Here is a 22,505-nt window from a genome sequence, read left to right on the forward strand (position 1 = left end):
CCCCGTGATCGTCCCCCGGGACCCGCCCGGCGGGGAAGCACCGGGCGGGGCAGGGCCGCTCCCAGCGGATAGGCTGAGCGGCGGCCGAGCAGACGAGTGCGAGAAGGAGCCATCCGTGCGCCCAGGTGGACAGCCGAACATGCAGCAGATGCTGAAGCAGGCGCAGAAGATGCAGCAGCAGATCGCCAAGGCCCAGGCCGAGCTGGCCGAGGCCGAGCTGACCGGCACCGCCGGGGGCGGCCTGGTGACCGCGACCGTCGCCGGCACCGGGGAGCTCAAGGCGATCAAGATCGACCCCAAGGCGGTCGACCCGGAGGACGTGGAGACCCTGGAGGACCTGGTCGTCGCGGCCGTGCACAACGCCGCCGAGGCGGCCCGCGAGCTGACCGAGAAGAAGATGGGCCCGGTCACCGGCGGCATGGGCGGCCTCGGCCTGCCCGGTTTCTGAGCGGCAGATGTACGAGGGCGCCATCCAGGACCTGATCGACGAGCTGGGGCGGCTGCCGGGCGTCGGCCCGAAGAGCGCGCAGCGGATCGCGTTCCACGTCCTGTCGGCCGACCCGGCCGACGTCAACCGGCTGGCCGGCGCGCTGCGCAAGGTCAAGGAGCTGGTGCGGTTCTGCACCAGTTGCTACAACGTGGCCGAGTCCGACCAGTGCCGGATCTGCCGTGACCCGCGCCGCACCGACGAGGTGCTCTGCGTGGTCGAGGAGCCCAAGGACGTGGTCGCGATCGAGCGGACCGGTGAGTTCCGGGGCCGCTACCACGTGCTCGGCGGGGCGATCAACCCGCTGGAGGGGATCGGGCCCGACAACCTGCGCATCCGCGAGCTGATGACCCGCCTGGGCGGGGGCGCGGTGCGGGAGCTGATCCTGGCCACGGACCCGAACACCGAGGGCGAGGCCACCGCCACCTACCTGGCGCTGATGGTCAAGCCCATGGGCATCGCGGTGACCCGGCTGGCGAGCGGCCTGCCCGTCGGCGGCGACCTGGAGTACGCCGACGAGATCACCCTCGGCCGCGCCTTCGAGGGGCGTCGCGCCGTCTGATCCGGCGATCGTGGCCGGCACCGGATCCCGGTGCCGGCCACCGTCGTACGCGCCTCCGGCTCCACTGTGGTTCTGACATGTGGACGGAGCGAGCGTCAATCCATGTAACAAATTTGCATCGGTCGAACCGGGCATATCGCTCCATTGATGGCGGTCTGCCGCGGGTCTCAGGGGCGGGGCGTACCGGTTAAGACACGATCCGGTACCAACCAGTTCGACGACGGTTTCCCGGCGGTCCGAACGAGGGCTAAGGTCACGCCCATCGGTGACCCCTGTCACCACGTTGTCCGTAACCCCAAGGACGAGGTGAAGCACCATGCGTGCATCCAGGCCGAAGGTCGCTATCGCGGCCGTCGCGGTCGCGGCCCTCGCGGTAGCAGGCTGCGCCGAGAGCAACCGCGATGACAGTTCCAGCGGTAGCAAGAAGGACACCCTCGTCTTCGGCGTAGCCGGAGACCCGAAGGTGCTCGACCCGAGCTTCGCCAGCGACGGTGAGTCGCTGCGCGTCGCACGCAGCATCTTCGAGACGCTGGTCACGCCGGAGGAGGGGGGCACGAAGATCACCCCCGGTCTGGCCGAGTCCTGGACTCCGGACGCCGCCGGCACGACGTGGACCTTCAAGCTGCGTTCCGGCGTGAAGTTCCACGACGGCACCGACTTCAACGCCGAGGCGGTCTGCAAGAACTTCGACCGCTGGTACAACGCCAAGGGCCTCATGCAGAGCCCGGACGTGACGGCGTACTGGCAGGACGTCATGGGCGGCTTCGCCAAGAACGAGGACGCGGAGCTGCCGCCGAGCCTCTTCAAGTCCTGCACCGTCAAGGACGCCACCACTGTGGACCTGGCCTTCACCCGGGTCTCCAGCAAGATCCCGGCCGCGCTGATGCTGCCGTCGTTCTCCATCCACAGCCCGACCGCGCTGGAGAAGTACGACGCCAGCAACGTGGGCGGCACCGCCGAGGACATCAAGTACCCGGCGTACGCGATGGAGCACCCGACCGGCACCGGGCCGTTCAAGTTCAAGTCCTGGGACGTCGCCAACAAGACGCTGACCCTGGAGCGCAACGAGGACTACGCCGGCGACAAGGCCAAGCTGAAGACCCTCATCTTCAAGACCATCTCGGACGAGAACGCGCGCAAGCAGGCGCTGCGCTCCGGCGACATCCAGGGCTACGACCTGGTCGGCCCGGCCGACGTCGAGCCGCTGAAGGGCGAGGGCTTCAACGTCCTGACCCGCCCGGCGTTCAACGTGCTCTACCTGGCCATCAACCAGAAGGGCAACCCGAAGCTCGCCGACCTCAAGGTCCGGCAGGCCATCGCGCACGCCCTGAACCGGCAGGCGCTGGTCGACTCGAAGCTGCCCCCGGGCGCCAAGGTCGCCGAGAACTTCATGCCGGACACGGTCGAGGGCTGGAACGGCGACGTCGCCAAGTACGAGTACAACCCGGAGAAGGCCAAGCAGCTGCTGGCCGAGGCCGGCGCGACGAACCTGACCCTGAAGTTCCACTACCCGACCGAGGTCACCCGCCCCTACATGCCGAACCCGAAGGACATCTTCGAGCTGCTCTCGGCGGACCTCAAGGCGGTCGGCATCAACGTCCAGGCCATCCCGCTCAAGTGGAGCCCGGACTACCTCAACGCCACCACCTCCGGCAGCAAGCACGACATCCACTTCCTCGGCTGGACCGGTGACTACGGCGACGCCTACAACTTCATCGGCACCTTCTTCGACCGGCCGAAGGACGAGTGGGGCTTCACCAACAAGGCCCTGTTCGACCAGTTCAAGGACGCCGACACCACCGCCGACCAGGCGGCCCGGGTGGAGAAGTACAAGGCCCTCAACAAGGCCATCATGGAGTTCCTGCCCGGCGTCCCGGTGTCGCACTCGCCGCCGGCGATCGTGTTCGGCAAGGACGTGACCGGGGTCAAGGCCAGCCCGCTCACCGACGAGCGGCTTGAAACGGCCGAGTTCAAGTCCTGACCTGACGCTCCGACCGCGGGCGGGCGCTGTTTCGACAGCGTCCGCCCGCGGCCCTCCGTACCCCTTTCGAGGCCACCGTGTTCCGGTTCATCGTCAGACGCCTGCTCCAGCTGATACCCACGCTGTTCGGGCTCTCCCTCCTGCTCTTCATCTGGCTCCGTCGACTGCCCGGCGGCCCCGAGACCGCCATCCTCGGCGAGCGCGGGACGCCCGAGATGCGTGCCGCGATCCGGCGCAACATGGGCCTCGACGAGCCGATCCTGGTGCAGTACGGCCGTTTCGTGCGGCGGCTGCTCCGCCTCGACCTCGGCACCTCGACCTCCACCAAGCGCGCGGTGACCACGGAGTTCCTGGAGCGCTTCCCGGGCACCGTCGAGCTGACCGTCATGGCGCTGGTGATCGCGATCGGGCTCGGCATCCCGCTCGGCTACCTGGCCGCCCGCCGGCGCGGCCGGCTGCTCGACCACCTCTCCGTCGGCGGCTCGCTGATCGGCATCTGCATCCCGGTCTTCTTCCTGGCCTACGTGCTCAAGGCGATCTTCTCGGAGAACCTCGGCTGGTTCCCGTCCAGCGGCCGGCAGGACCCGACGCTCGGCGCCACCCGGATCACCAACTTCTTCATCCTCGACGGGCTGATGACCCGGGAGTGGGACGCCGCCGCCGACGCGATCTGGCACCTCGTGCTGCCGGGCGTCGCGCTGGCCAGCATCCCGCTCGCGATCATCGTCCGGATCACCCGGGCCAGCGTGCTGGAGGTGCTCAACGAGGACTTCGTCCGCACCGCCGAGGCGAAGGGCCTCACCGAGCCGACCGTCCGCCGCCGGCACGTGCTGCGCAACGCGATGCTGCCGGTGGTCACCTCGATCGGCCTGCTCACGGGCGGCCTGCTCTCCGGCGCGGTGCTGACCGAGACCGTCTTCGCCTTCAGCGGCATCGGGGCGTTCATCTACGACGCCATCGGCCAGCGGGACTACCCGGTGCTGATGGGCTTCATCATGATCATCGCGGTGGTGTACGTGCTCGTTAACCTCCTGGTCGACCTCTCCTACAGCCTGATCGACCCGAGGGTGAGGGTCCGATGACGATCACCACCGGCAAGAAGAAGGAAAAGATCGACCGGCTCGCCGAGCTGGCGGCCCGCGACGACGAGCGTGGCGTCAGCCTCTGGCAGGAGGCGTTCCGCCGGCTGCGGCGCAACCCCGCGGCGATCATCGGCGCGGTCATCCTGGTGCTCTTCGTCCTGGTCGCGGTGGTCGGGCCGTTCTTCGTCCCGTACGGGCCGACCGACGCGATCGGCATCCGCGAGGGCGTGGTCAAGTCGGGCCAGGGCCTCATCCCCGGCTCCTCCGCCGACCACTGGTTCGGCTACGACCACCAGGGCCGCGACGTGTTCAGCCGGATGATCGTCGGCGCCCGGCAGACCCTGCTCGTCGGCGTGGTCTCCACGCTGATCGGTCTGGCGGTCGGCGCCCTGATCGGTGGGGTCGCCGGCGCGGCGGCCGGGCTGGGCGGCCGGTGGGGCCGGGCCGTCGACACCGCGCTCATGCGGGTCATCGACATGATGCTGGCGCTGCCCAGCCTGCTGCTGGCGGTGAGCATCGCCGCCCTGCTCGGGGCGAGCCTGATCACCGTGATGATCGCGGTCGGCGTGGTGTCCGTGCCGGTCTTCGCCCGGCTGCTGCGTGGCTCGATGATCTCCCAGGCCAACAGCGACTACGTGCTGGCGGCCACCTCGCTGGGCGTGAAGAAGTCGAAGATCGCCATCACCCACGTGGTGCCGAACTCGCTCGCCCCGGTGATCGTGCAGGCCACGCTGACCCTGGCCACCGCGATCATCGAGGCCGCCGCGCTCTCCTTCCTCGGCCTCGGCAACCCCGACACCGCCGTGCCGGAGTGGGGCGTGATGCTCGCCGACGCGCAGCCGTACCTTGGCATCCGGCCGGGGCTGGCGATCTACCCGGCGGTCGCGATCATCATCACCGCGCTCGGCTTCACCCTGCTCGGTGAGGCGATGCGCGAGGCCCTCGACCCGAAGCTGCGGAAGTAGGTCACCTCAATGTGTGAAGCGCGAGGAGTGAGCTTGCGAGCCCCGCAGTCGCGAACGGAAGGTCGATGATGGCACTGCTCGAAGTGGACGACCTTTCCGTCACCTTCGCCCGGCGCGGTCAGCGCACCGTGCACGCCGTCGACGGGGTCTCCTTCTCCGTCGACGCCGGCGAGGTGGTCGGCCTGGTCGGTGAGTCCGGCTGTGGCAAGAGCGTCACCTCGCTGGCGATCATGGGCCTGCTGCCCAAGCAGCCGGGCATGCGTGTCGGCGGCAAGGCGGTCTTCGACGGCACCGACCTGCTCCAGCTCGACGACCGGTCCCGGCGGGACATCCGCGGGCGCGACGTCGCGATGATCTTCCAGGACCCGCTGTCCTCCCTGAACCCGGTCATCCCGATCGGCTTGCAGGTGACCGAGGTGCTCGCGCGCCACCGGGGGATGAAGGGCGCGGCGGCCGAGAAGGAGGCGGCGACGCTGCTGGACCGGGTCGGCATCCCCGACCCGAAGCGGCGGTTGAAGGAATACCCGCACCAGCTCTCCGGCGGCATGCGGCAGCGCGCCCTCATCGCGATGGCGGTGGCCTGCAAGCCCCGGCTGCTGATCGCGGACGAGCCGACCACGGCGCTGGACGTCACCATCCAGGCGCAGATCCTGGAGCTGCTCAAGGAGTTGGTCCGCGACTCCGGCACCGCGCTCGTCATGATCACGCACGACCTGGGCGTGGTGGCCGGCATGTGCGACACCATCAACGTGCTCTACGCCGGCCGGGTGGTGGAGACGGCCCGCCGTCGTCCGCTGTTCCGCGAGCCCCGGCACCCGTACACCGTGGGGCTGCTCGGCTCGGTGCCCCGTCTGGACGCCGGGCGCGGGGAGCGGCTGAACCCGATCCCCGGCTCGGTCCGCGACGTGCTGCCCTGGCCGGACGGCTGCGCGTTCGCGCCGCGCTGCGCCCGGCGGGTCGACGAGTGCGTGGGCGAGCCGCCCGCACTGGTGCACGCCCACGACGGGCGCAGCTACCGCTGCGTCAACCCGGCGCCACTGCCGGGCACCGTGCCCCCGCAGGCCACCACCCCGGCGGCAGAGGCCCCGGCGGCGGAGGCGACCGCGGGCCCGGTGCCCGCCCCGCGCGAGGAGGAGAAGCCGTGACCGAGAGCGACATCCTCGTCGAGGTCCGCGACCTGAAGGTGCACTTCCCGATCCGGCGGGGGGTGATCTTCGACCGCACGGTCGGGCACGTGAAGGCGGTCGACGGGGTCGACCTGCGCATCGCGCGCGGCAGGACGTACGGCCTGGTGGGCGAGTCCGGGTGTGGCAAGTCGACGCTCGGCCGGGCGCTGCTCCAGCTCACCCCGCCCACCGGCGGCGAGGTCGTCTTCGACGGCGTCGAGCTGACGAAGCTGCCGGCGGGCAAGCTGCGGTCGATGCGCCGCCGGATGCAGATGATCTTCCAGGACCCGATGTCGAGCCTGGACCCCCGGCAGAACGTCGAGTCGATCCTCACCGAGGGGTTGCAGACCCACGGCATCGGCGGCAACCGTGACGAACGGCGGCGGATCATCAGCGAGACGCTGGACAAGGTCGGCCTGCCCCGCTGGGCGCTCTCGCGCTACCCGCACGAGTTCTCGGGCGGCCAGCGGCAGCGCATCGGCATCGCCCGGGCGCTGGTGCTCGGGCCCGACCTGATCGTCGCCGACGAGCCGGTGTCCGCGCTCGACGTGTCGATCCAGGCCCAGGTGGTGAACCTGCTCGACGAGTTGCAGGACAACCTCGGCCTGACCTATCTGGTGATCGCGCACGACCTCGCCGTGGTGCGGCACATCTCCGACACGGTCGGCGTGATGTATCTCGGCGCGCTGGTCGAGGAGGCGCCGAGCGACCGGCTCTACACCGAGCCGCTGCACCCCTACACGCGGGCGCTGATGTCGGCGGTGCCGGTGCCCGACCCGGACGTGGAGGACCGGCGGGAGCGCATCCTGCTCGCCGGCGACCTGCCCTCGCCGGCCAACCCGCCGGCCGGCTGCCGGTTCCACACCCGCTGCCCGTGGGCGCAGCCGACCCGCTGCGCCGACGAGCGGCCGGTGCTGCGGGAGATCGGCGGGAGCCGGGTCGCCTGCCACTTCGCCGAGCGGATCGCCAGCGGCGAGCTGCGGCCGCACAAGGTCAGCGTGCAGATCACCCGCCCGATGGACGAGGGCGAGGAGCCCCGCGCCGTCTCCGCCCCCAGCGAGCCCGGCTCGTACGTCTGACCCGCGTCCCGGGCGCGGCCCCACCGAGGGGCCGCGCCCGGACGCGAGCGGCCTCCGGACCGGGAGCCTCCTCGGTGGCGGTGCGGTCAGCCCTCGGGGCGGTGCAGCAGGGCAACCGCGATGTCGTGCACCGCGTCCAGCCCGGCCGGGTCGGCCAGCGTGGCCTTGCTGCCGGTGACCGCGTACCACTCGTCGGCGTCCCGGTACTGCACCGACAGCGTCACCTGGCCGTCGGCGTAGCCGGTGCGCAGGGTCAGCTCGCCGGTGACCACGCCCACCTCGTCGGTCATCACGCCGCCCGGGCCGGGCACGATGTCGGCCGTACGCTCCTGGGCGCCGGTCGACGTGCCGCCGGCGTCGGCGGTCATGCCCGCCCCCGGCACCGCGGTCTGGGTACCGGCCGCGCCGTCCGCCGTCATGCCGGCCGTGGTCGGCCCGGCCGGCGCGCTGCCGGTGGCCGCCGCCGCGTCCTCCCCGGCGGCGTCCGGCATCTGTTCCGGGGCGGGGGTCGCCCCGGACCCCGTCACGGCTTGCTCGCCCATGTGCAGCCCTCCAACATGTCGGCCAGGGCGGCCTTCTCGGCGTTGGTCACCGTGAGCCGCCAGTGGTGCTTGACCGTCACCCAGTTCTCGGCGTATTGGCACCAGAACGACCGGTTCGCCGGCTTCCACTGGGACGGGTCCTGATCACCCTTTGCCCGGTTGGAGGTCTTGGAAACCGCGATGAGCTGCGGTCGGTCCATGTCGTTGGCGAAGTCGCCGCGCTTGGCGTCGTCCCACTCGTCGGCGCCGGAGCGCCACGCGTTCGCCAGCGGCACCATGTGGTCGATGTCCACGTCGGACGGGTCGGTCAGGGCGCGGTCGTCGTACACGCTCTCCCACCGGCCGGCGACCACGTTGCAGCCGGAGAGTTCGATGTCCTCCCCGTCGCGTTTCAGCACGCTGTCCCGCACGTCGCAGTTCTTGCCGGTGTCCCGCCAGTGCGGGAAACGCTCCCGGCTGTAGCCCTTCATCGACCCCGCGCTGGCGACGCTGAGCTGGGCCAGCTTCTGTGCGGGATTGCCGGCGCTGCTGCTCGGCGGGGCGGTGTCCGGCTCGTCGACCGGGACGCAGCCGGTCGCGCCGAGCGCCAGCGCCGCGGCCAGCGCGGCCGTCACCGCGACGCGCGGTCCTGATCTGGTACGCACAGACGACACCTCTCCAGCTTGCGGGCTCCCGGCGATCCCGCACAGTACCCAAGCATGGTTTCGGCGTTTCGTGGCGTTCCTCATATGGTGCGAGGAAGATTGAACGCCATGACCGAATCCGCGCCCGCGCTCCGGCTGGGCACCGCCCACGGTCGGGGCACCCTGCTCGCCGCCGTCCTCGCCTCCGGCATGGTGTTCCTGGACAGCACGGTGGTCAACGTGGCGCTGCCCCGGCTCGGCGCGGAACTCGACGCCACCGTCGCCGGTCTCCAGTGGACGGTCAACGGGTACCTGCTGATGCTCGCCGCCTTCGTTCTGCTCGGCGGCGCGCTAGGCGACCGCTTCGGACGGCGGCGGGTCTTCCTGCTCGGGGTGGTCTGGTTCACCGCCGCCTCGCTGCTCTGCGGCCTGGCCCAGGGCACCGAGTGGCTGATCGCGGCACGTTTCCTCCAGGGCGCCGGCGGCGCGCTGCTGACCCCGGGCTCGCTGTCGGTGCTCCAGGCCAGCTTCCACCCGGACGACCGGGGGCGGGCGATCGGCGCCTGGTCGGGGCTGTCCGGCGTCTCGACCGCGCTCGGCCCGTTCATCGGCGGCTGGCTGATCGACGCGCTCTCCTGGCGGTGGATCTTCTTCCTCAACCTGCCGCTGGCGGTGCTGGTGGTGCTCGCCGCGCTGCGCTGGGTGCCGGAGAGCCGCGACGAGGCCACCTCCCGCAGCCGGGAGGCCGGCCGGCGCCGCCGCTTCGACGTGGCCGGCGCGCTGCTCGGCGCGCTCGCCCTGGCCGGCGTCACGTACGCGCTGATCGACGCCCCGGCGCGCGGCTTCGACTCGGCGCCGGTGCTGGTCGCGGCGCTGGTCGGGGTGGCCGCCGCCGTGGCCTTCGTGGTCGTCGAGCGGCGACGTGGCGACACCGCGATGCTGCCCACCGGGCTCTTCGGCAGCCGGCTCTTCACCGTGCTGAACGTCTTCACCGTGCTGGTCTACGCGGCGCTCGGCGGCTTCACCTTCTTCCTCGCCGTCCACCTGCAGAACGTGGCCGGCTGGTCGGCGCTGCTCACCGGGGTGGCGATGCTGCCGACGACCGTGCTGCTGCTGGTCGGCTCGGCGCGCGCCGGCGCGCTGTCGGCGCGGATCGGCCCCCGGCTGCCGCTGACCGTCGGGCCGGTGGTCGCCGCCGCCGGGCTGGTGCTGCTGCGGGGCGTCGGCCCGGACGCGTCGTACTGGCGGGACGTGCTGCCCGGGGTGACGCTCTTCGGGGTCGGGCTGACCCTGGTGGTGGCGCCGCTGACCGCGTCGGTGCTGGCGGCGGTCGACGACCGGTTCGCCGGCGTGGCGAGCGGCTTCAACAACGCGGCGTCCCGGGCCGGCGGCCTGCTCGCGGTGGCGGCGCTCCCGCTGCTGGTCGGGCTCTCCGGCACCGGCTACGAGCAGGCGGGCGAGCTGACCGGCGCCTACCGGGACGCGATGCTCTGGTGCGCCGGCCTGCTGCTGGCCGGCGCGGCGTTGGCCGCCCTGCTCACCCACCGTCCCCGGCGTTAGGAAGGGCCCCCTGCTATGCGCCAGGCGTTAGCAGGGTGCCCTTCCTAACGCGTCAGGCGCGGGCGCGGTTGACGGCGCTCGTGACGGCCTTGATCGAGGCGGTGACGATGTTGGCGTCGGTGCCGACGCCCCACACCGTGCGGCCGTCGACCTCGCACTCCACGTACGCGGCGGCCTGCGCGTCCCCGCCGGAGGAGAGCGCGTGCTCGTGGTAGTCGAGCACCCGTACCGCCACGCCCACCGACTGGAGCGCGTTGACGTACGCGTCGATCGGGCCGTTGCCGACCGCGGTCAGCGAGTGGGCCGCGCCGCCCATGCCGACGCGGGCCTCGATCTCGACCTTGCCCTCGGCGGTGCCGATGGCGTAGCCGTCCAGGGTGAGCGCCGGGTCGGCCTGGTGGTCGAGCAGGTAGTGCCCGGCGAAGATCTCCCACATCGTGCCCGGGTCGACCTCGCCGCCGTCGTGGTCGGTGACCTGCTGGACGACGCCGGAGAACTCGATCTGGAGCCGGCGCGGCAGGTCGAGCTGGTGCTCGCTCTTCATGATGTACGCGACGCCGCCCTTGCCGGACTGCGAGTTGACCCGGATGACCGCCTCGTAGGTGCGGCCCAGATCCTTCGGGTCGACCGGCAGGTAGGGCACCGCCCAGGTGAAGTTGTCGACGGGCACCCCGGCCGCCGCGGCGTCCGCCGTCAGGGCGTCGAAGCCCTTCTTGATCGCGTCCTGGTGGGAGCCGGAGAAGGCGGTGTAGACCAGGTCGCCCGCGTACGGGTGGCGCTCGTGCACCGGGAGCTGGTTGCAGTACTCGACGGCCCGCTTCACCTCGTCGATGTTCGAGAAGTCGATCATCGGGTCGATGCCCTGGGAGAACAGGTTCAGGCCCAGCGTCACCAGGTCGACGTTGCCGGTGCGCTCGCCGTTGCCGAACAGGCAGCCCTCGACCCGGTCCGCGCCGGCCAGCAGGCCCAGCTCCGCGGCGGCCACGCCGGTGCCCCGGTCGTTGTGCGGGTGCAGGCTCAGCACCAGGCTGTCCCGCCGGGGCAGGTGCCGGTGCATCCACTCGATCGAGTCGGCGTAGACGTTCGGCATCGCCATCTCGACGGTGGCGGGCAGGTTGACGATCAGCTTCCGGTCCGGGGTCGGGTCGACCACCTCGATGACCTTGGCGCAGACCTCCAGCGCGTACTCCAGCTCCGTGCCGGTGTACGACTCGGGCGAGTACTCGTAGTGGATGTCGGTGTCCGGGGTGTGGATCTCCGCGTACTTCTGGCAGAGCCGCGCGCCCTGGGTGGCGATGTCCGCGATGCCGTCGCGGTCCAGCCCGAAGACCACCCGGCGCTGGAGCGTGGAGGTCGAGTTGTAGAAGTGCACGATCGCCCGCCGCGCGCCGCGCAACGCCTCGAAGGTGCGGTCGATCAGGTGCTCCCGGCACTGGGTGAGCACCTGGATCGTGACGTCCTCCGGGATCAGGTCCTGCTCGATCAGCTGCCGGACGAAGTCGTAGTCGGTCTGGCTGGCCGAGGGGAAGCCGACCTCGATCTCCTTGTAGCCCATCTGCACCAGGAGCTGGAACATCCGCCGCTTGCGCTCCGGCGACATCGGGTCGATGAGCGCCTGGTTGCCGTCGCGCAGGTCCACCGCGCACCAGCGCGGGGCCACCTCGACGTGCCGGCTGGGCCAGGTGCGGTCCGGCAGGTCGATCCGGAACTGCTGCTGGTAGGGCTGGTAGCGGTGGTACGGCATCCGGCTGGGGCGCTGCCGGGCGATCGGATCGGTCTCCGCGTCGGTGACGGGTTGAGCCATGACGAAGTGCTCCCCTTGAAACATGTGACGTCAGCAATCGGAAGGTGTCGGCCAGGTGCCGGGGCGACGGTGCCCGGGCGGTGCCGATGGGAAGTTCGGATGTGCTGGACGGCGCGGTTCGACTCCGCGACGAGGTGCCGGCCTTCAGGCCTCGTCGCGGCGACCAAGGAGGAGGTACGCCCGCCACATGACCAGGTAACCCTACGTGGTGGGACGAGGCGCGGGAAGGAAGGTCCGGACTATGAGACGCACTTCGCATTCCGGCTGGTCAGCAGGATCTCGGCCAGGGGGAGGCGGCGGCGCAGGCCGGTCTCCGATCCGAGCAGGTCGGCGGGCAGGCTGAGCGGGTCGCCGACCTGTCCGACGGCCACCACCACGTGCGGCCGTACGCCGGCCGGCAGGTCGAGGTCGGTGGCCAGGCCGGCGGGGTCCAGGCCGCGCAGTTGGCGTACGTGCAGGCCGAGCGCCGTGGCCTGCACGGTGAGGTGGGCGATCGCCTGGCCCAGGTCGTAGAGGTGCCCGGCGGCCCCGGTCAGGTGGGTGCCCAGCAGCAGGGCGGAGGCGCGCTGGGCCCATCGCTGGTCCGGCTCCGGCAGGTTCACCAGGATCCGCTTGAACGTCTCGTCGTCGCGGTGCCCGAGGACGAACCGCCACGGCTGGACGTTGCCGGCCGAGGGTGCCCAGCGGGCCGCCTCGAGCAGCGCCGACGCGTGGTCGGGGGCCAGCTCCGCCGTCGGGTCGAAGGACCGGGGGCTCCAGCGGAACGCGAGCAGCGGGGTGAGGTCGACCATGCGACGAGTGTCCCGCACGGGCGATTCAGTAGTTATGGACGGGATGTCCGAATGTGGTGAAAAGCACCCGTAACGTGCCGCTGGGTCAGGACGTTCCCGCGCCCGGGCTGCCGCTCGGCTCGGGCGGGGCCGTGCCGAGTGGCTCGGCGTCGACCACGGGGCCGGCGAGCTGCACGGTCGCCGGGGCCGGCCCGGGCGGCCCGACCAGGGTGAGGGTGCCGAACGCCGTCCGCACCGCGGTGGGCGTGCCGTCGGCGTCGTAGCAGTAGATGCCCACGTCCAGCGGGGCGTTGATCGAGGTCGAGGTGGTCTCGACCGAGTAGCAGGTGCCCGACGCCCCGGGCAGGGGCTGGGCGGGTGACACGGCGAGCGGGGCCCGCCGGTCGGTCAGCACGTCCAGCCAGTCGGTGAACGGGTGCTGCACCCGGGGGTCCAGCCGCCGGGGCACCGCGTCGTTCCGGTCGCCGAGGCGTACGCAGCTCGCCGGCTCGGGCCGGGCGGCGGACGGTAGGGCGCACTGGAACAGCCCGTCGGCGGTGGCGGCGAACGAGACGTCCGCCGCGCCGCCGAGCGCGCCGCCCGGGACGTCGACCCGCCAGGTGCCGTCGTTCGCGCTGGTCACCATGATCGTGCGGTCCGGGGCGTCCGGGCTGCGCAGCGTGTAGCCGGCGACCATGTGCCGGTCCTGCGCCGCCGCGGCGAGCGCGGCCAGCGCGTCCCGCGCCGCGTCCGGCCCCGCCGGGACAGGCGTCGACGTGGGGGTCGGCGGCGTGACCGGCTCGTCGGCGGTACAGGCGACGAGGAGCGCCGGCAGGGCGAGCGCGAGCGGGCCGGCGAGGCGTCGGGCCGGCCGCGCCAGGGGGCGGAGACCGGCGGCGGGGGCGCGGTGCTCCGTGGCGGCGGCCTCCGCGGCCCGGGCGGGCCGACCATCGCGCCCGCGGGGGCCGGCCGGACTCAGGTGGGCGTGCACCGGGTCATTCTGCGGCCCGGGAACGCCGCGCGTGGACCCATGCCGCCGCGTCCGCCCGGCGTGTCGCGCGCCACGCCCCCGCGTCGGCCGGGCCGGATCGTGGGATCACCTGACCCGGTCGAGCCGGCCGACCGATACCCTGAAGGCGTCTGACACGCGCCGCCGGCCCCGACCGGCGGCGTCGGCACGCTCAGGGTCGTCGCTGGGAGGGAGTGCACCGTCGTGGCACTCGTGGTGCAGAAGTACGGCGGGTCCTCCGTCGCCAACGCCGAGCGGATCAAGCGCGTGGCCGAGCGGATCGTCGCCGCCCGCAAGGCCGGCGACGACGTCGTGGTGGTGGTCTCCGCCATGGGGGACACCACCGACGAGCTGCTCGACCTGGCCAACCAGGTCAGCCCGCTGCCGCCGGGCCGCGAGCTGGACATGCTGCTCACGGCCGGGGAGCGGATCTCCATGGCGCTGCTCGCCATGGCCATCCACAACCTGGGGTACGAGGCCCGCTCGTTCACCGGTTCGCAGGCCGGCGTGATCACCACGTCGGTGCACGGCCGGGCGCGGATCATCGACGTCACGCCGGGCCGGCTCAAGGGCGCGCTCGACGAGGGCGCGGTGGTGATCGTCGCCGGCTTCCAGGGCGTCTCCCAGGACACCAAGGACGTCACGACGCTCGGCCGGGGCGGTTCCGACACCACCGCCGTGGCGCTGGCCGCCGCCCTGCACGCGGACGTCTGCGAGATCTACACCGACGTCGACGGCGTCTTCAGCGCCGACCCGCGGATCGTCCCCAACGCCCGGCACATCAAGCAGATCACCTACGAGGAGATGCTGGAGCTGGCCGCCTGCGGCGCCAAGGTCCTGCACCTGCGCAGCGTGGAGTACGCCCGCCGGGCGGGCTTGCCGATCCACGTCCGTTCGTCATACTCGACCAACACCGGCACGATGGTCACCGGATCGATGGAGGACCTTCCTGTGGAGCAAGCACTGATCACCGGGGTCGCCCACGACCGCAGCGAAGCCAAGATCACGATCGTGGGGGTGCCCGACGAGCCGGGCGCCGCCGCGCGGATCTTCGACACCGTGGCCGGCGCCGAGATCAACATCGACATGATCGTGCAGAACGTCTCCACCGAGGGCACCGGGCGCACGGACATCTCCTTCACCCTGCCCAAGACCGACGGCCCGACGGCCATGGCCGCGCTCAGCAAGATCCAGGAGCCGGTCAAGTTCAAGGGCCTGCTCTACGACGACCACGTCGGCAAGGTGTCGCTGATCGGGGCGGGCATGCGTTCGCACCCCGGCGTCGCGGCCGGCTTCTTCGCCGCCCTCGGCGCGGCCGGGGTGAACATCGAGATGATCTCCACCTCGGAGATCCGGGTCTCCGTGGTCTGCCGCGACACCGACCTGGACGCCGCCGTGCGCGCCATCCACGAGGCCTTCGACCTCGGCGGCGACACCGAGGCCGTCGTCTACGCGGGGACGGGACGGTAGCCCCGTGTCGTCGCTGCCCACCCTGGCCGTGGTCGGAGCGACCGGTGCCGTCGGCACCGTGATGTGCGAGCTGCTCACCGGGCGCAAGAACGTCTGGGGAGAGATCCGGCTGCTCGCCTCCGAACGCTCGGTCGGGCGGCGGGTGCGCTGCCGGGGCGAGGAGCTCACCGTCCAGGCGCTGACCCCGGAGGCGTTCGACGGCGTCGACGTGGCGATGTTCGACGTGCCGGACGACGTCTCCGCCCAGTGGGCCCCGGTCGCGGTGGGCCGGGGCGCCGTCGTGGTGGACAACTCCGGCGCCTTCCGGATGGACCGCGACGTCCCGCTGGTGGTGCCGGAGATCAACCCCGAGCAGGTGCGCAACCGGCCGAAGGGGATCATCGCCAACGCCAACTGCACCACGCTCGCGATGATCGTCGCGGTCGCCCCGCTGCACCGCGAGTACGGGCTGCGCGAGCTGGTCCTCGCCTCCTACCAGGCGGTCTCCGGCGGTGGTCAGGCCGGCGTGGACACCCTGCACACCCAGCTCGCCAAGATCGCCGGCGACCGGGCGCTGGGCTCCCGCCCCGGCGACGTACGCCAGGCGGTCGGCGACGAGCTGGGCCCGTTCCCGGCGCCGCTGGCGCTCAACGTGGTGCCCTGGGCCGGCTCGCTGGTCGAGGCGGGCTGGTCGTCCGAGGAGATGAAGCTGCGCAACGAGTCGCGCAAGATCCTCGGGCTGCCCGACCTCAAGGTCTCGGCCACCTGTGTACGGGTGCCGGTGGTGACCGGCCACTCCATCGCGGTGCACGCGGTCTTCGCCACCGAGGTGGACGCCGAGGGCGCCCGCGAGGTGCTGCGCAACGCCCCCGGGGTGATCCTGGTCGACGACCCGGGCGCCGGCGAGTTCCCGATGCCGATCGACGCGGTCGGCACCGACCCGTCCTGGGTGGGCCGGATCCGCCGCGCCGTCGACGACCCGCGCGCCCTGGACTTCTTCGTCACCGGCGACAACCTGCGCAAGGGCGCGGCCCTCAACACCGCCCAGATCGCCGAACTCCTCGCCAAGGAACTGACCCCCCGCTGACCCCACCGGGTCAGGCGGCGGCAAGGCGGACGCCGTCGCGGCCGTGCCGCTTGACCGCGTAGAGCGCCTGGTCGGCGCGGCGGAGGGTGAGTTCGGGGGACTCGCCGGGGCGGGGCAGGGCCACCCCCACGCTGATCGTGCGGCCGATCCGCCGTGCCGCCTCGGTGAGGCGCTCGGCGATCCGGACGGCCTCGTCGGGGCGGTTCACCTCGATCACCGCCACGAACTCGTCGCCGCCGATCCGGTACAGCTCGTCGCCCTGCCGCAGCGCCCCCTCCAGGGCCCGGGCCAGCCGGACCAGCACCCGGTCGCCGGCCTGGTGGCCGTACGTGTCGTTGACGCTCTTGAAGCCGTCCACGTCGATCGCCAGCAGGGCCGTACGACCGGGGGTGGCCACGGCGATGCGCCGGCCGAACGGGCCGGTGTGGCGCAGCCCGGTCAGCGGGTCGGAGTTGGCCTGCTCGCGCAGCCGGGCGAGGGTACGCAGCCGGTCCAGGCAGCTCCACGCCTGGCCGGCCAGCAGCTCCAGCAGGCTGACGGTGGTCGGGTCGGGACGCAGCAGCCGCTCGTCGGCGACCAGCAGCACCCCGCCGTCGCCGGGTGGGCCGACCGGCACCGCGACCAGGGTGCGCACGCCGGCCCGGGACAGCGGCCGGTGGTCGGGGACCGGCGGGTGCCCCGCCTCGCCGAGCGTGTACCCCACGCCGTGGTGGTGGGCGCGGCTGATCATCCGGCCCAGCGCGGCCGGGCCCGCCTCGGTCAGCTCCGCCCGGATGCGGGACTCGAACTCGCCGGGGGCGGCCGTGGGCGCACCCAGGCGGGGGCCCTCCGGCCCGGCGAGCACCAGCACGGCGGCGGAGAGGGCGGAGACGTCCCGGGCCGCGGCGATCGCGGCGGCGAACAGGTCCCAATCCGTCAACGCGGAGGTCAGCGCGGTGGCGTGCCGGAGCAGTTTCTCGCTGCGGCTCTCCGCGGGCGGCCCGCCGAGCGCCACGATCCGGGCGCCGAGCCGGGCGGCCAGCCGCTCGGCGATCTCCGCCCAGCGGGCCAGGTCGGCCGGCCCGCGCCACTGGAGGTCCAGCACGCCGATCGGCCGCCCCGCCGGGTCCAGCACCGGTACGCAGACCTCGGCGGTGACGTCGGGGCGCACCGGGATGTAGTCGGGGTCGTCGGCGACGTCGGGCACGACGGCGGTCTCGCCGGAGGCGTACACCCGCCCGACGATCCCGGTCTTCGGCGGCACGGTCGAGAAGACCTGCCAGGAGCCGGTCGCCGCGACGCAGCGGAGCCGGTCGTGCACCTGGAGCAGGACGGAGATGGTGGCCGGCGCGTGCCGGGCGAGCGCGGTGACGGTCCACTGGCACGCCTCCAGGGCGGTCGACGCCATGGGGAGGCGGACCGTCACGTCACGGATGACTCGCTCGTGATCCACTGGGCACGTCGTTCCAGGTAGAGAGGGGTGCCGGCCGGAGGGCGGGCCCGCACCAAGGGTACTCAGCGAGGCGATGTACCGCCCGGGAGCAAGATCGTCCACAGCCTTCGTACACATGTGCTATCCACAGGGTGTGGACACGGCCTGTGGGTTCGGGCGGGCCGCGCGGCGGGCCTCGCGGCGATAGCGTGAGGGTCCCGGTCGAGTGGAGGCACGGATGCTCATCGCCCAGCTCAGTGATCCGCACGTGACCACCGGCGTGCTCGCCGCCGAACCGGCCGTCGGCCTGCACCGCGCCCTCGGCCGGGCGCTGGCGCTGAACCCCCGGCCGGACTGCGTGGTCATCACCGGCGACCTCGTCGACCACGGCCGTCCCGACGAGTACGTCGCGCTGCGCGAGATCATCGGCCGGTTCCCGCTGCCGGTGCACCTGGTCGCCGGCAACCACGACGACCGGGAGTCGCTGCTCGACACGTTCGGCGGCACGCCGTGGCTCGGTGGCGGCTTCTCGGCCTACTACCACGTCGACCACCCCGAGGCGACGATCGTGGTGCTGGATTCGCTGATGCCGGCCGGGAACGGCGCCGGCTGCCTCGGCGAGGACCAGCTCGGCTGGCTGGACGGGGTGCTGGCCGGCCGGCCGGAGGTGCCGGCCGTGGTCTGCCTGCACCACCCGCCGGCGCCGGTCGGCATCCCCGTCGCCGACGACATCCGGCTGACCGACGGGGACGCGCTGGCCGAGGTGATCGCCCGGCACCCGCACGTCGCCCGGGTGGTCGCCGGGCACGTCCACCGCCCGGTCACGGTGACCTTCGCCGGCACGGTGCTCACCACCGCGCCGAGCACCTGGCGGCAGAGTTCGCTCACCATGAGCGCCGACGAGCAGCTCGGCTGGGTCACCGAGCCGACCGGCTTCCTGCTGCACCGCGTCGCCGGGGGCGGCTGCGTCACCCATCTGGTGCAGGTCAGCCACGCCGCCGGCAAGACCTGCGGATTCTGAGGGCGGGGCCGCCGGTCAGACCGCCGTCGGCGTGCGGGTGCCGTCGTCGCCGGCCAGGGCCGCCCCGCCGGGCGCCCGGCGGGGCGAGGCGCGGCGGAACCGGGCCCAACGGGCGCGGACCATCTCGTGGAGACGGTTGGACCACGCGCCGAGCAGCAACAGGAGCATCGCCGCCCCGACGGCCCAGGCCAGCTTGTCGGCGGTCGTGCGGATGCCGGGGAGCGTGACCGCCAGGGCGAGGGTGGACACCCCCGGGAAGATCACCCCCATGGCGAGCGCCTGCGCCACGTGCCCGTCGTGCTTGCGCCGCCAGTAGAAGACCTCCCAGCCGAAGAGGCTGGGCTCGCCGGTGTAGCGCGCGATGGCGGGGCGCAACACCTGCTCGATGTACTGACCGGCGATGCGGATGTCCCGGTACTGGGAGACGACGCTCAGCCCCAGGGCGGTGCTGAGCACCGGCAGGAGCAGGAACATCCGCAGGTCTGCCTTCTCCGAGAGGACGAAGCCGGCGATCGCCGCGACCGCGGTCAGGTTCACCCCGACGAGTGCCTGGTTGTGGTTGGCCTTGCGTTCGATCGTCGCCCGGATCGCCGCCGCGTCCGCCAGGGCCGCCTCGAGGGCCCGGTTCTTCTGCTCCTCCGACACCCTGCCTCCTCCGGAGCTCACCCACTCCGGTGTATCAGCGGTCGTCAATAGCGGAGCAGGGCGTCGCGCAGCACCGGGGCGAGCGTCTCGGCCGGCACCTCGTGGTAGCCGCCGTCGAGGCTGACGTGGCGGGCGCCCGGAATCGCCTCGGCCGCCGCGCGGGCGCCGTCGCGCAACCACTGCGGGCTGCCCGTGCTGTCCACCACCACGGTGCGGGCGGTGATCGTGGCCAGCCGGTCGACCGGCGGCACGCCGCCGGCGCTGACCGACGTGTCGTACGGGAGGGTGTGGGCCAGGGACTCCAGGTAGGGCCACACCGGTTCGCCGCGCATCCCGGCCACCGCCTCGGCGGGCAGCCCCACCGCGTGGAGCATGAACGCCTCGACCGCCCCGGCCCGGTCGCCGGCGGCGATCAGCTCGGCCGTCCGGGCCGAGACGTCCGGCCGGGAGCCGGCGTGCGGGCCGACCTGGAACGGCGGCTCGAACAGGGCGAGCCCGCCGACCGGCAGCCCGTGCGCCGTGGCGAGCGCGGCGAGGATCGCGCCGGACGAGACGCCGTAGAGGTGCACCGTGCCGCCGACCGCGGCGACCAGCGCGGCGATGTCCTCGATCTCCCGCTCGACCGCGTAGGGCGCGGTGTCGCCGCTGTCGCCCCGGCCGCGCCGGTCGTAGCCGACGACGGTGAAGTCCGGCGCGAGCGCCCCGGCCAGCGCCCGGGTCGTCGACCGGTCGTTGAAGGCCCCGCCGACCAGGATGATCGGTGGCCCGTCGCCCGCGCGCTCGTACGCGATCCGGGTGCCGTCGGCCGACCGCACCGTCTCCACCGCCGGGGTCCCGTTCATCCGATCATCCTTCCCGTCGTACGCCGTCCGTCCGGTCCTTTCTAGACCAGCCCGCCGACAACCGCGACGACCGGCCATCGCCTGCCGGGCATGTCGGAAACGCCCGTCCAGACCTGTCCCGGTCGACGGGGTAATCCCAGGTCTGCGGGCCCGCCCCGGTCGACCGACGGCGGCCGTCGATGAGAGGCTGTCACCGACGCGGCGGCGGTCCCCCACCGCCGCCACCGCGACCGAACCCCGCCGACGGCGCGGGGCCCGACGGGCGTGCAGCAATGCCCGGGCGCCCGCGCCGGCTTCTCACGAGGAGTTCCATGTCCATCCCCGGGATGCGTCGGGCCACCATCGGCCTGACCGCGCTCGCCGTGACCGCGTTCGGCGCGGTCACGACCACCCCCGACCAGGCGGACGCCGGCCCGAAGCCGGTCGCCGTCAAGCTGCTCGCCCTCAACGACTTCCACGGCAACCTCGAACCGCCGACCGGCACCACCAACGGCACCATCGCCGGGCAGCCCGCCGGCGGGGCCGAATACCTCGCCACCCAGCTCGCCGAGCTGCGCAAGCGCGCCGCCAAGGAGCAGAACACCATCACCGTGGCGGCCGGCGACCTGATCGGCGCCTCCCCGCTGCTCTCCGCCGCGTTCCACGACGAGCCGACCATCGAGGCGCTGTCGCTGGCCGGGCTCGACTACGCCAGCGTCGGCAACCACGAGTTCGACGAGGGCGCCGACGAGCTGCTGCGCATCCAGAACGGCGGCTGCCACCCCGTCGACGGCTGCGCCGACGGCACCCCGTACGAGGGCGCCGGCTTCCAGTACCTCTCGGCGAACGCGTTCAAGACCGCCACCGGGCAGCCGCTGCTCGCCCCGTACGCCATCCACAAGGTGCAGGGCGTCAAGGTCGGCTTCATCGGCATGACCCTGGAGGGCACCCCGCAGATCGTCAGCCCGCAGGGCGTCGCCGGCCTGACCTTCGCCGACGAGGCGGCGACCGCCAACCGGTACGCCCGCGAGCTGCGTGCCAAGGGCGTCGAGACCATCGTCGTGCTGCTGCACGAGGGCGGCACCCAGGACGCCACCGGCGGCATCAACGACTGCAAGGGCATCTCCGGCCCGATCGTGGACATCGCCAACCGGATGGACCCGTCGATCGACGTCGTCGTCAGCGGCCACACCCACCAGGCGTACAACTGCGACATCAGCGGCAAGCTGGTCACCAGCGCCAGCTCCTTCGGCCGCCTGGTCACCGACATCGACCTCTCCATCGACCGGCGCACCGGCGACGTGATCAGCGCCAAGGCCGAGAACGTGGTGGTCAACCGGAACGTCGACAGGGACCCGGCGCAGACCGATCTGATCAACCGCTACAAGACGGTGCTCGGCCCGGTGGCCGGCCGCGAGGTCGGGCAGACCACCGAGAAGATCGACCGGACCCAGGAGACCCTGTTCGGCACGGTGAGGGGCGAGTCCCCGCTGGGCAACCTGATCGCCGACGCGCAGCTCGCCGCGACCGACGACGAGCAGGGCGCGGTAGCCGCCTTCATGAACCCCGGTGGCGTACGCGAAGACCTGAACGCCGGCCCGGTCACCTACGAGGAGGCGTTCTCGGTGCAGCCGTTCGCCAACAACCTCGTGACGCTCGACCTCACCGGCGCGCAGCTCTACTGCATGCTGGAGCAGCAGTTCGTCACCGGCCGGACGCTCTACCCGTCGTCGACCGTCCGCTACGTCGTCGACCCGGCCGGCACCACCGGCACCACGGCGGACCCGTGCGCGGGCACCCGGGTGGTCCGGGGCAGCCTCAGCTTCGGTGGTGTGGCGGTCGACGCCGGTGCCACCTATCGGGTCACGGTGAACAACTTCCTCTCCGGCGGCGGCGACGGCTTCAGCGTCCTCACCGGCGGCAAGAACGCGGCCACCGGGATGATCGACCTGGACGCCTTCGTGGCGTACCTGGGCGCGCAGTCCCCGGTCTCGGCGCCGGCCCTGGACCGCATCCGCACCACCGCGGAGGCCCCCGCCGCCTGACGGCGGTAGACCTCCGGTCCACCGCGACGGAAAGAGTGGCTGTTCGCTTGTCGAACAGCCACTCTTTCGCGTATCGCCCCCGGTGGGTCAGGGCGTCGGCGACTGCCCGGCGGTCGCCGACGGCGTCGACCCGGCCGGTGCCGTGGGCGTCGCCTCGGCTGCGGGGTCCGGCGGCGGGGCCGCCGGTGCCGGCAGGCCGTTGCCCGGTTCCGCGCGTCAACTACTGTCGTCGGACACTGCTGCCCCGGATCGCCGTTCTGAAACGCGTCCGCCACGCTCCCGGTGCCGGGACGCCCCGCGCGTCGGCCACCCTCCCCGTGCCGGGACGCCCCGCGCGTCGGCCACGCTCCCGATGTTGGGACGCCCCGACGGAACCGAGGGCTGTCCGCTCGCCGA

20 protein-coding genes are annotated in these 22,505 nt (G+C 72.5%); 12 read left to right on the forward strand and 8 right to left on the reverse strand.

Going from position 1 to position 22,505, the window contains the following annotated elements:
• Positions 1–139: 139 nt before the first annotated feature.
• The 7 genes from ACFY23_RS13695 (at position 140) to ACFY23_RS13725 (ending at position 7,322) form a co-directional block, all read left to right on the forward strand.
• Entirely contained in the window at positions 140–448 is a 309-nt protein-coding gene (locus tag ACFY23_RS13695) for a YbaB/EbfC family nucleoid-associated protein (protein WP_350683380.1), read from the forward strand.
• Positions 449–455: 7 nt separating this feature from the next.
• On the forward strand, positions 456–1,049 hold the full coding sequence (gene recR, locus ACFY23_RS13700) for a recombination mediator RecR (RefSeq protein WP_350683348.1): 594 nt from the start codon (positions 456–458) through the stop codon (positions 1,047–1,049).
• 316 nt (positions 1,050–1,365) lie between these two features.
• Positions 1,366–3,030: an ABC transporter substrate-binding protein gene (locus ACFY23_RS13705; protein ID WP_350683346.1), complete on the forward strand. Its 1,665-nt coding sequence runs from the start codon at positions 1,366–1,368 to the stop codon at positions 3,028–3,030.
• Between the two features lie 77 nt (positions 3,031–3,107).
• Positions 3,108–4,112 (forward strand): ABC transporter permease, encoded by a 1,005-nt coding sequence (locus ACFY23_RS13710; RefSeq protein WP_350683344.1) that lies wholly within the window; start codon positions 3,108–3,110, stop codon positions 4,110–4,112.
• Positions 4,109–5,077 (forward strand): ABC transporter permease, encoded by a 969-nt coding sequence (locus ACFY23_RS13715; RefSeq protein WP_350683342.1) that lies wholly within the window; start codon positions 4,109–4,111, stop codon positions 5,075–5,077. Before ACFY23_RS13710 ends, ACFY23_RS13715 begins: the two co-directional genes overlap by 4 nt.
• Positions 5,078–5,145: 68 nt before the next feature.
• A complete protein-coding gene (locus tag ACFY23_RS13720; RefSeq protein WP_350683340.1) occupies positions 5,146–6,222 on the forward strand; it encodes an ABC transporter ATP-binding protein in 1,077 nt (358 codons plus the stop codon).
• A complete protein-coding gene (locus ACFY23_RS13725; protein ID WP_350683338.1) occupies positions 6,219–7,322 on the forward strand; it encodes an oligopeptide/dipeptide ABC transporter ATP-binding protein in 1,104 nt (367 codons plus the stop codon). Before ACFY23_RS13720 ends, ACFY23_RS13725 begins: the two co-directional genes overlap by 4 nt.
• Before the next feature lie 86 nt (positions 7,323–7,408).
• Here ACFY23_RS13725 and ACFY23_RS13730 read toward each other — a convergent pair whose 3' ends face one another.
• Positions 7,409–7,864 carry a hypothetical protein gene (locus tag ACFY23_RS13730; protein WP_350683336.1) on the reverse strand — a complete coding sequence of 152 codons (456 nt, stop codon included), beginning with the start codon at positions 7,862–7,864 and terminating at the stop codon, positions 7,409–7,411.
• Positions 7,846–8,508, reverse strand: coding sequence for an HNH endonuclease family protein (locus tag ACFY23_RS13735; protein ID WP_350683334.1), 663 nt, complete (start codon positions 8,506–8,508; stop codon positions 7,846–7,848). The genes ACFY23_RS13730 and ACFY23_RS13735 overlap by 19 nt, the downstream gene beginning before the upstream one ends.
• 108 nt (positions 8,509–8,616) lie before the next feature.
• Between ACFY23_RS13735 and ACFY23_RS13740 the strand changes: the two genes are divergently transcribed.
• Entirely contained in the window at positions 8,617–10,047 is a 1,431-nt protein-coding gene (locus tag ACFY23_RS13740) for an MFS transporter (protein ID WP_350683333.1), read from the forward strand.
• A 52-nt stretch (positions 10,048–10,099) separates the two neighbouring features.
• Here ACFY23_RS13740 and leuA read toward each other — a convergent pair whose 3' ends face one another.
• From leuA to ACFY23_RS13755, 3 genes are all read right to left on the reverse strand, one after another.
• Complete coding sequence (gene leuA / locus ACFY23_RS13745; RefSeq protein ID WP_350683331.1) at positions 10,100–11,851, reverse strand: 2-isopropylmalate synthase; 1,752 nt, start codon at positions 11,849–11,851, stop codon at positions 10,100–10,102.
• Positions 11,852–12,090: 239 nt separating this feature from the next.
• Positions 12,091–12,642, reverse strand: a complete 552-nt coding sequence (locus ACFY23_RS13750) for a nitroreductase family protein (RefSeq protein ID WP_350683329.1) — start codon at positions 12,640–12,642, stop codon at positions 12,091–12,093.
• Between the two features lie 85 nt (positions 12,643–12,727).
• Positions 12,728–13,612 (reverse strand): hypothetical protein, encoded by an 885-nt coding sequence (locus tag ACFY23_RS13755; protein WP_350819418.1) that lies wholly within the window; start codon positions 13,610–13,612, stop codon positions 12,728–12,730.
• 222 nt (positions 13,613–13,834) lie between these two features.
• On the opposite strand from ACFY23_RS13755, the gene ACFY23_RS13760 reads away from it, so the two are divergent.
• Both ACFY23_RS13760 and ACFY23_RS13765 read left to right on the forward strand, forming a co-directional pair.
• Positions 13,835–15,100, forward strand: coding sequence for an aspartate kinase (locus ACFY23_RS13760; protein WP_350679385.1), 1,266 nt, complete (start codon positions 13,835–13,837; stop codon positions 15,098–15,100).
• A 4-nt stretch (positions 15,101–15,104) separates the two neighbouring features.
• A complete protein-coding gene (locus tag ACFY23_RS13765; protein WP_350679383.1) occupies positions 15,105–16,166 on the forward strand; it encodes an aspartate-semialdehyde dehydrogenase in 1,062 nt (353 codons plus the stop codon).
• A gap of 10 nt (positions 16,167–16,176) precedes the next feature.
• On the opposite strand, the gene ACFY23_RS13770 is transcribed toward ACFY23_RS13765, so the two are convergent.
• Positions 16,177–17,598: a diguanylate cyclase gene (locus tag ACFY23_RS13770; RefSeq protein ID WP_350679381.1), complete on the reverse strand. Its 1,422-nt coding sequence runs from the start codon at positions 17,596–17,598 to the stop codon at positions 16,177–16,179.
• A gap of 217 nt (positions 17,599–17,815) precedes the next feature.
• Here ACFY23_RS13770 and ACFY23_RS13775 point away from each other — a divergent pair, with 217 nt between their 5' ends.
• Positions 17,816–18,598, forward strand: a complete 783-nt coding sequence (locus tag ACFY23_RS13775; protein ID WP_350679379.1) for a phosphodiesterase — start codon at positions 17,816–17,818, stop codon at positions 18,596–18,598.
• Between the two features lie 15 nt (positions 18,599–18,613).
• Here the strand turns inward: ACFY23_RS13775 and ACFY23_RS13780 are convergent, their stop codons facing one another.
• Both ACFY23_RS13780 and ACFY23_RS13785 read right to left on the reverse strand, forming a co-directional pair.
• A complete protein-coding gene (locus tag ACFY23_RS13780; protein ID WP_350679377.1) occupies positions 18,614–19,243 on the reverse strand; it encodes a hypothetical protein in 630 nt (209 codons plus the stop codon).
• Between the two features lie 44 nt (positions 19,244–19,287).
• Complete coding sequence (locus tag ACFY23_RS13785) at positions 19,288–20,085, reverse strand: alpha/beta hydrolase (protein ID WP_350679375.1); 798 nt, start codon at positions 20,083–20,085, stop codon at positions 19,288–19,290.
• Between the two features lie 311 nt (positions 20,086–20,396).
• Here ACFY23_RS13785 and ACFY23_RS13790 point away from each other — a divergent pair, with 311 nt between their 5' ends.
• The gene (locus ACFY23_RS13790; RefSeq protein WP_350679373.1) at positions 20,397–22,109 is read left to right on the forward strand and encodes a bifunctional metallophosphatase/5'-nucleotidase; all 1,713 of its coding nucleotides are present in this window, start codon (positions 20,397–20,399) and stop codon (positions 22,107–22,109) included.
• Positions 22,110–22,505 lie beyond the last annotated feature (396 nt).

The sequence above is a fragment of the Micromonospora sp. NPDC000121 genome, from assembly GCF_042899165.1.
Classification (GTDB): domain Bacteria; phylum Actinomycetota; class Actinomycetes; order Mycobacteriales; family Micromonosporaceae; genus Micromonospora.

Coding starts and splice junctions, on each gene's coding strand:
- ACFY23_RS13695 (WP_350683380.1), top strand. CDS start 140: ATGCAGCAGATGCTGAAGCAGGCGCAGAAGATGCAGCAGCAGATCGCC.
- recR (WP_350683348.1), top strand. CDS start 456: ATGTACGAGGGCGCCATCCAGGACCTGATCGACGAGCTGGGGCGGCTG.
- ACFY23_RS13705 (WP_350683346.1), top strand. CDS start 1,366: ATGCGTGCATCCAGGCCGAAGGTCGCTATCGCGGCCGTCGCGGTCGCG.
- ACFY23_RS13715 (WP_350683342.1), top strand. CDS start 4,109: ATGACGATCACCACCGGCAAGAAGAAGGAAAAGATCGACCGGCTCGCC.
- ACFY23_RS13720 (WP_350683340.1), top strand. CDS start 5,146: ATGGCACTGCTCGAAGTGGACGACCTTTCCGTCACCTTCGCCCGGCGC.
- ACFY23_RS13730 (WP_350683336.1), bottom strand. CDS start 7,864: ATGGGCGAGCAAGCCGTGACGGGGTCCGGGGCGACCCCCGCCCCGGAA.
- ACFY23_RS13740 (WP_350683333.1), top strand. CDS start 8,617: ATGACCGAATCCGCGCCCGCGCTCCGGCTGGGCACCGCCCACGGTCGG.
- leuA (WP_350683331.1), bottom strand. CDS start 11,851: ATGGCTCAACCCGTCACCGACGCGGAGACCGATCCGATCGCCCGGCAG.
- ACFY23_RS13750 (WP_350683329.1), bottom strand. CDS start 12,642: ATGGTCGACCTCACCCCGCTGCTCGCGTTCCGCTGGAGCCCCCGGTCC.
- ACFY23_RS13775 (WP_350679379.1), top strand. CDS start 17,816: ATGCTCATCGCCCAGCTCAGTGATCCGCACGTGACCACCGGCGTGCTC.
- ACFY23_RS13785 (WP_350679375.1), bottom strand. CDS start 20,085: ATGAACGGGACCCCGGCGGTGGAGACGGTGCGGTCGGCCGACGGCACC.
- ACFY23_RS13790 (WP_350679373.1), top strand. CDS start 20,397: ATGTCCATCCCCGGGATGCGTCGGGCCACCATCGGCCTGACCGCGCTC.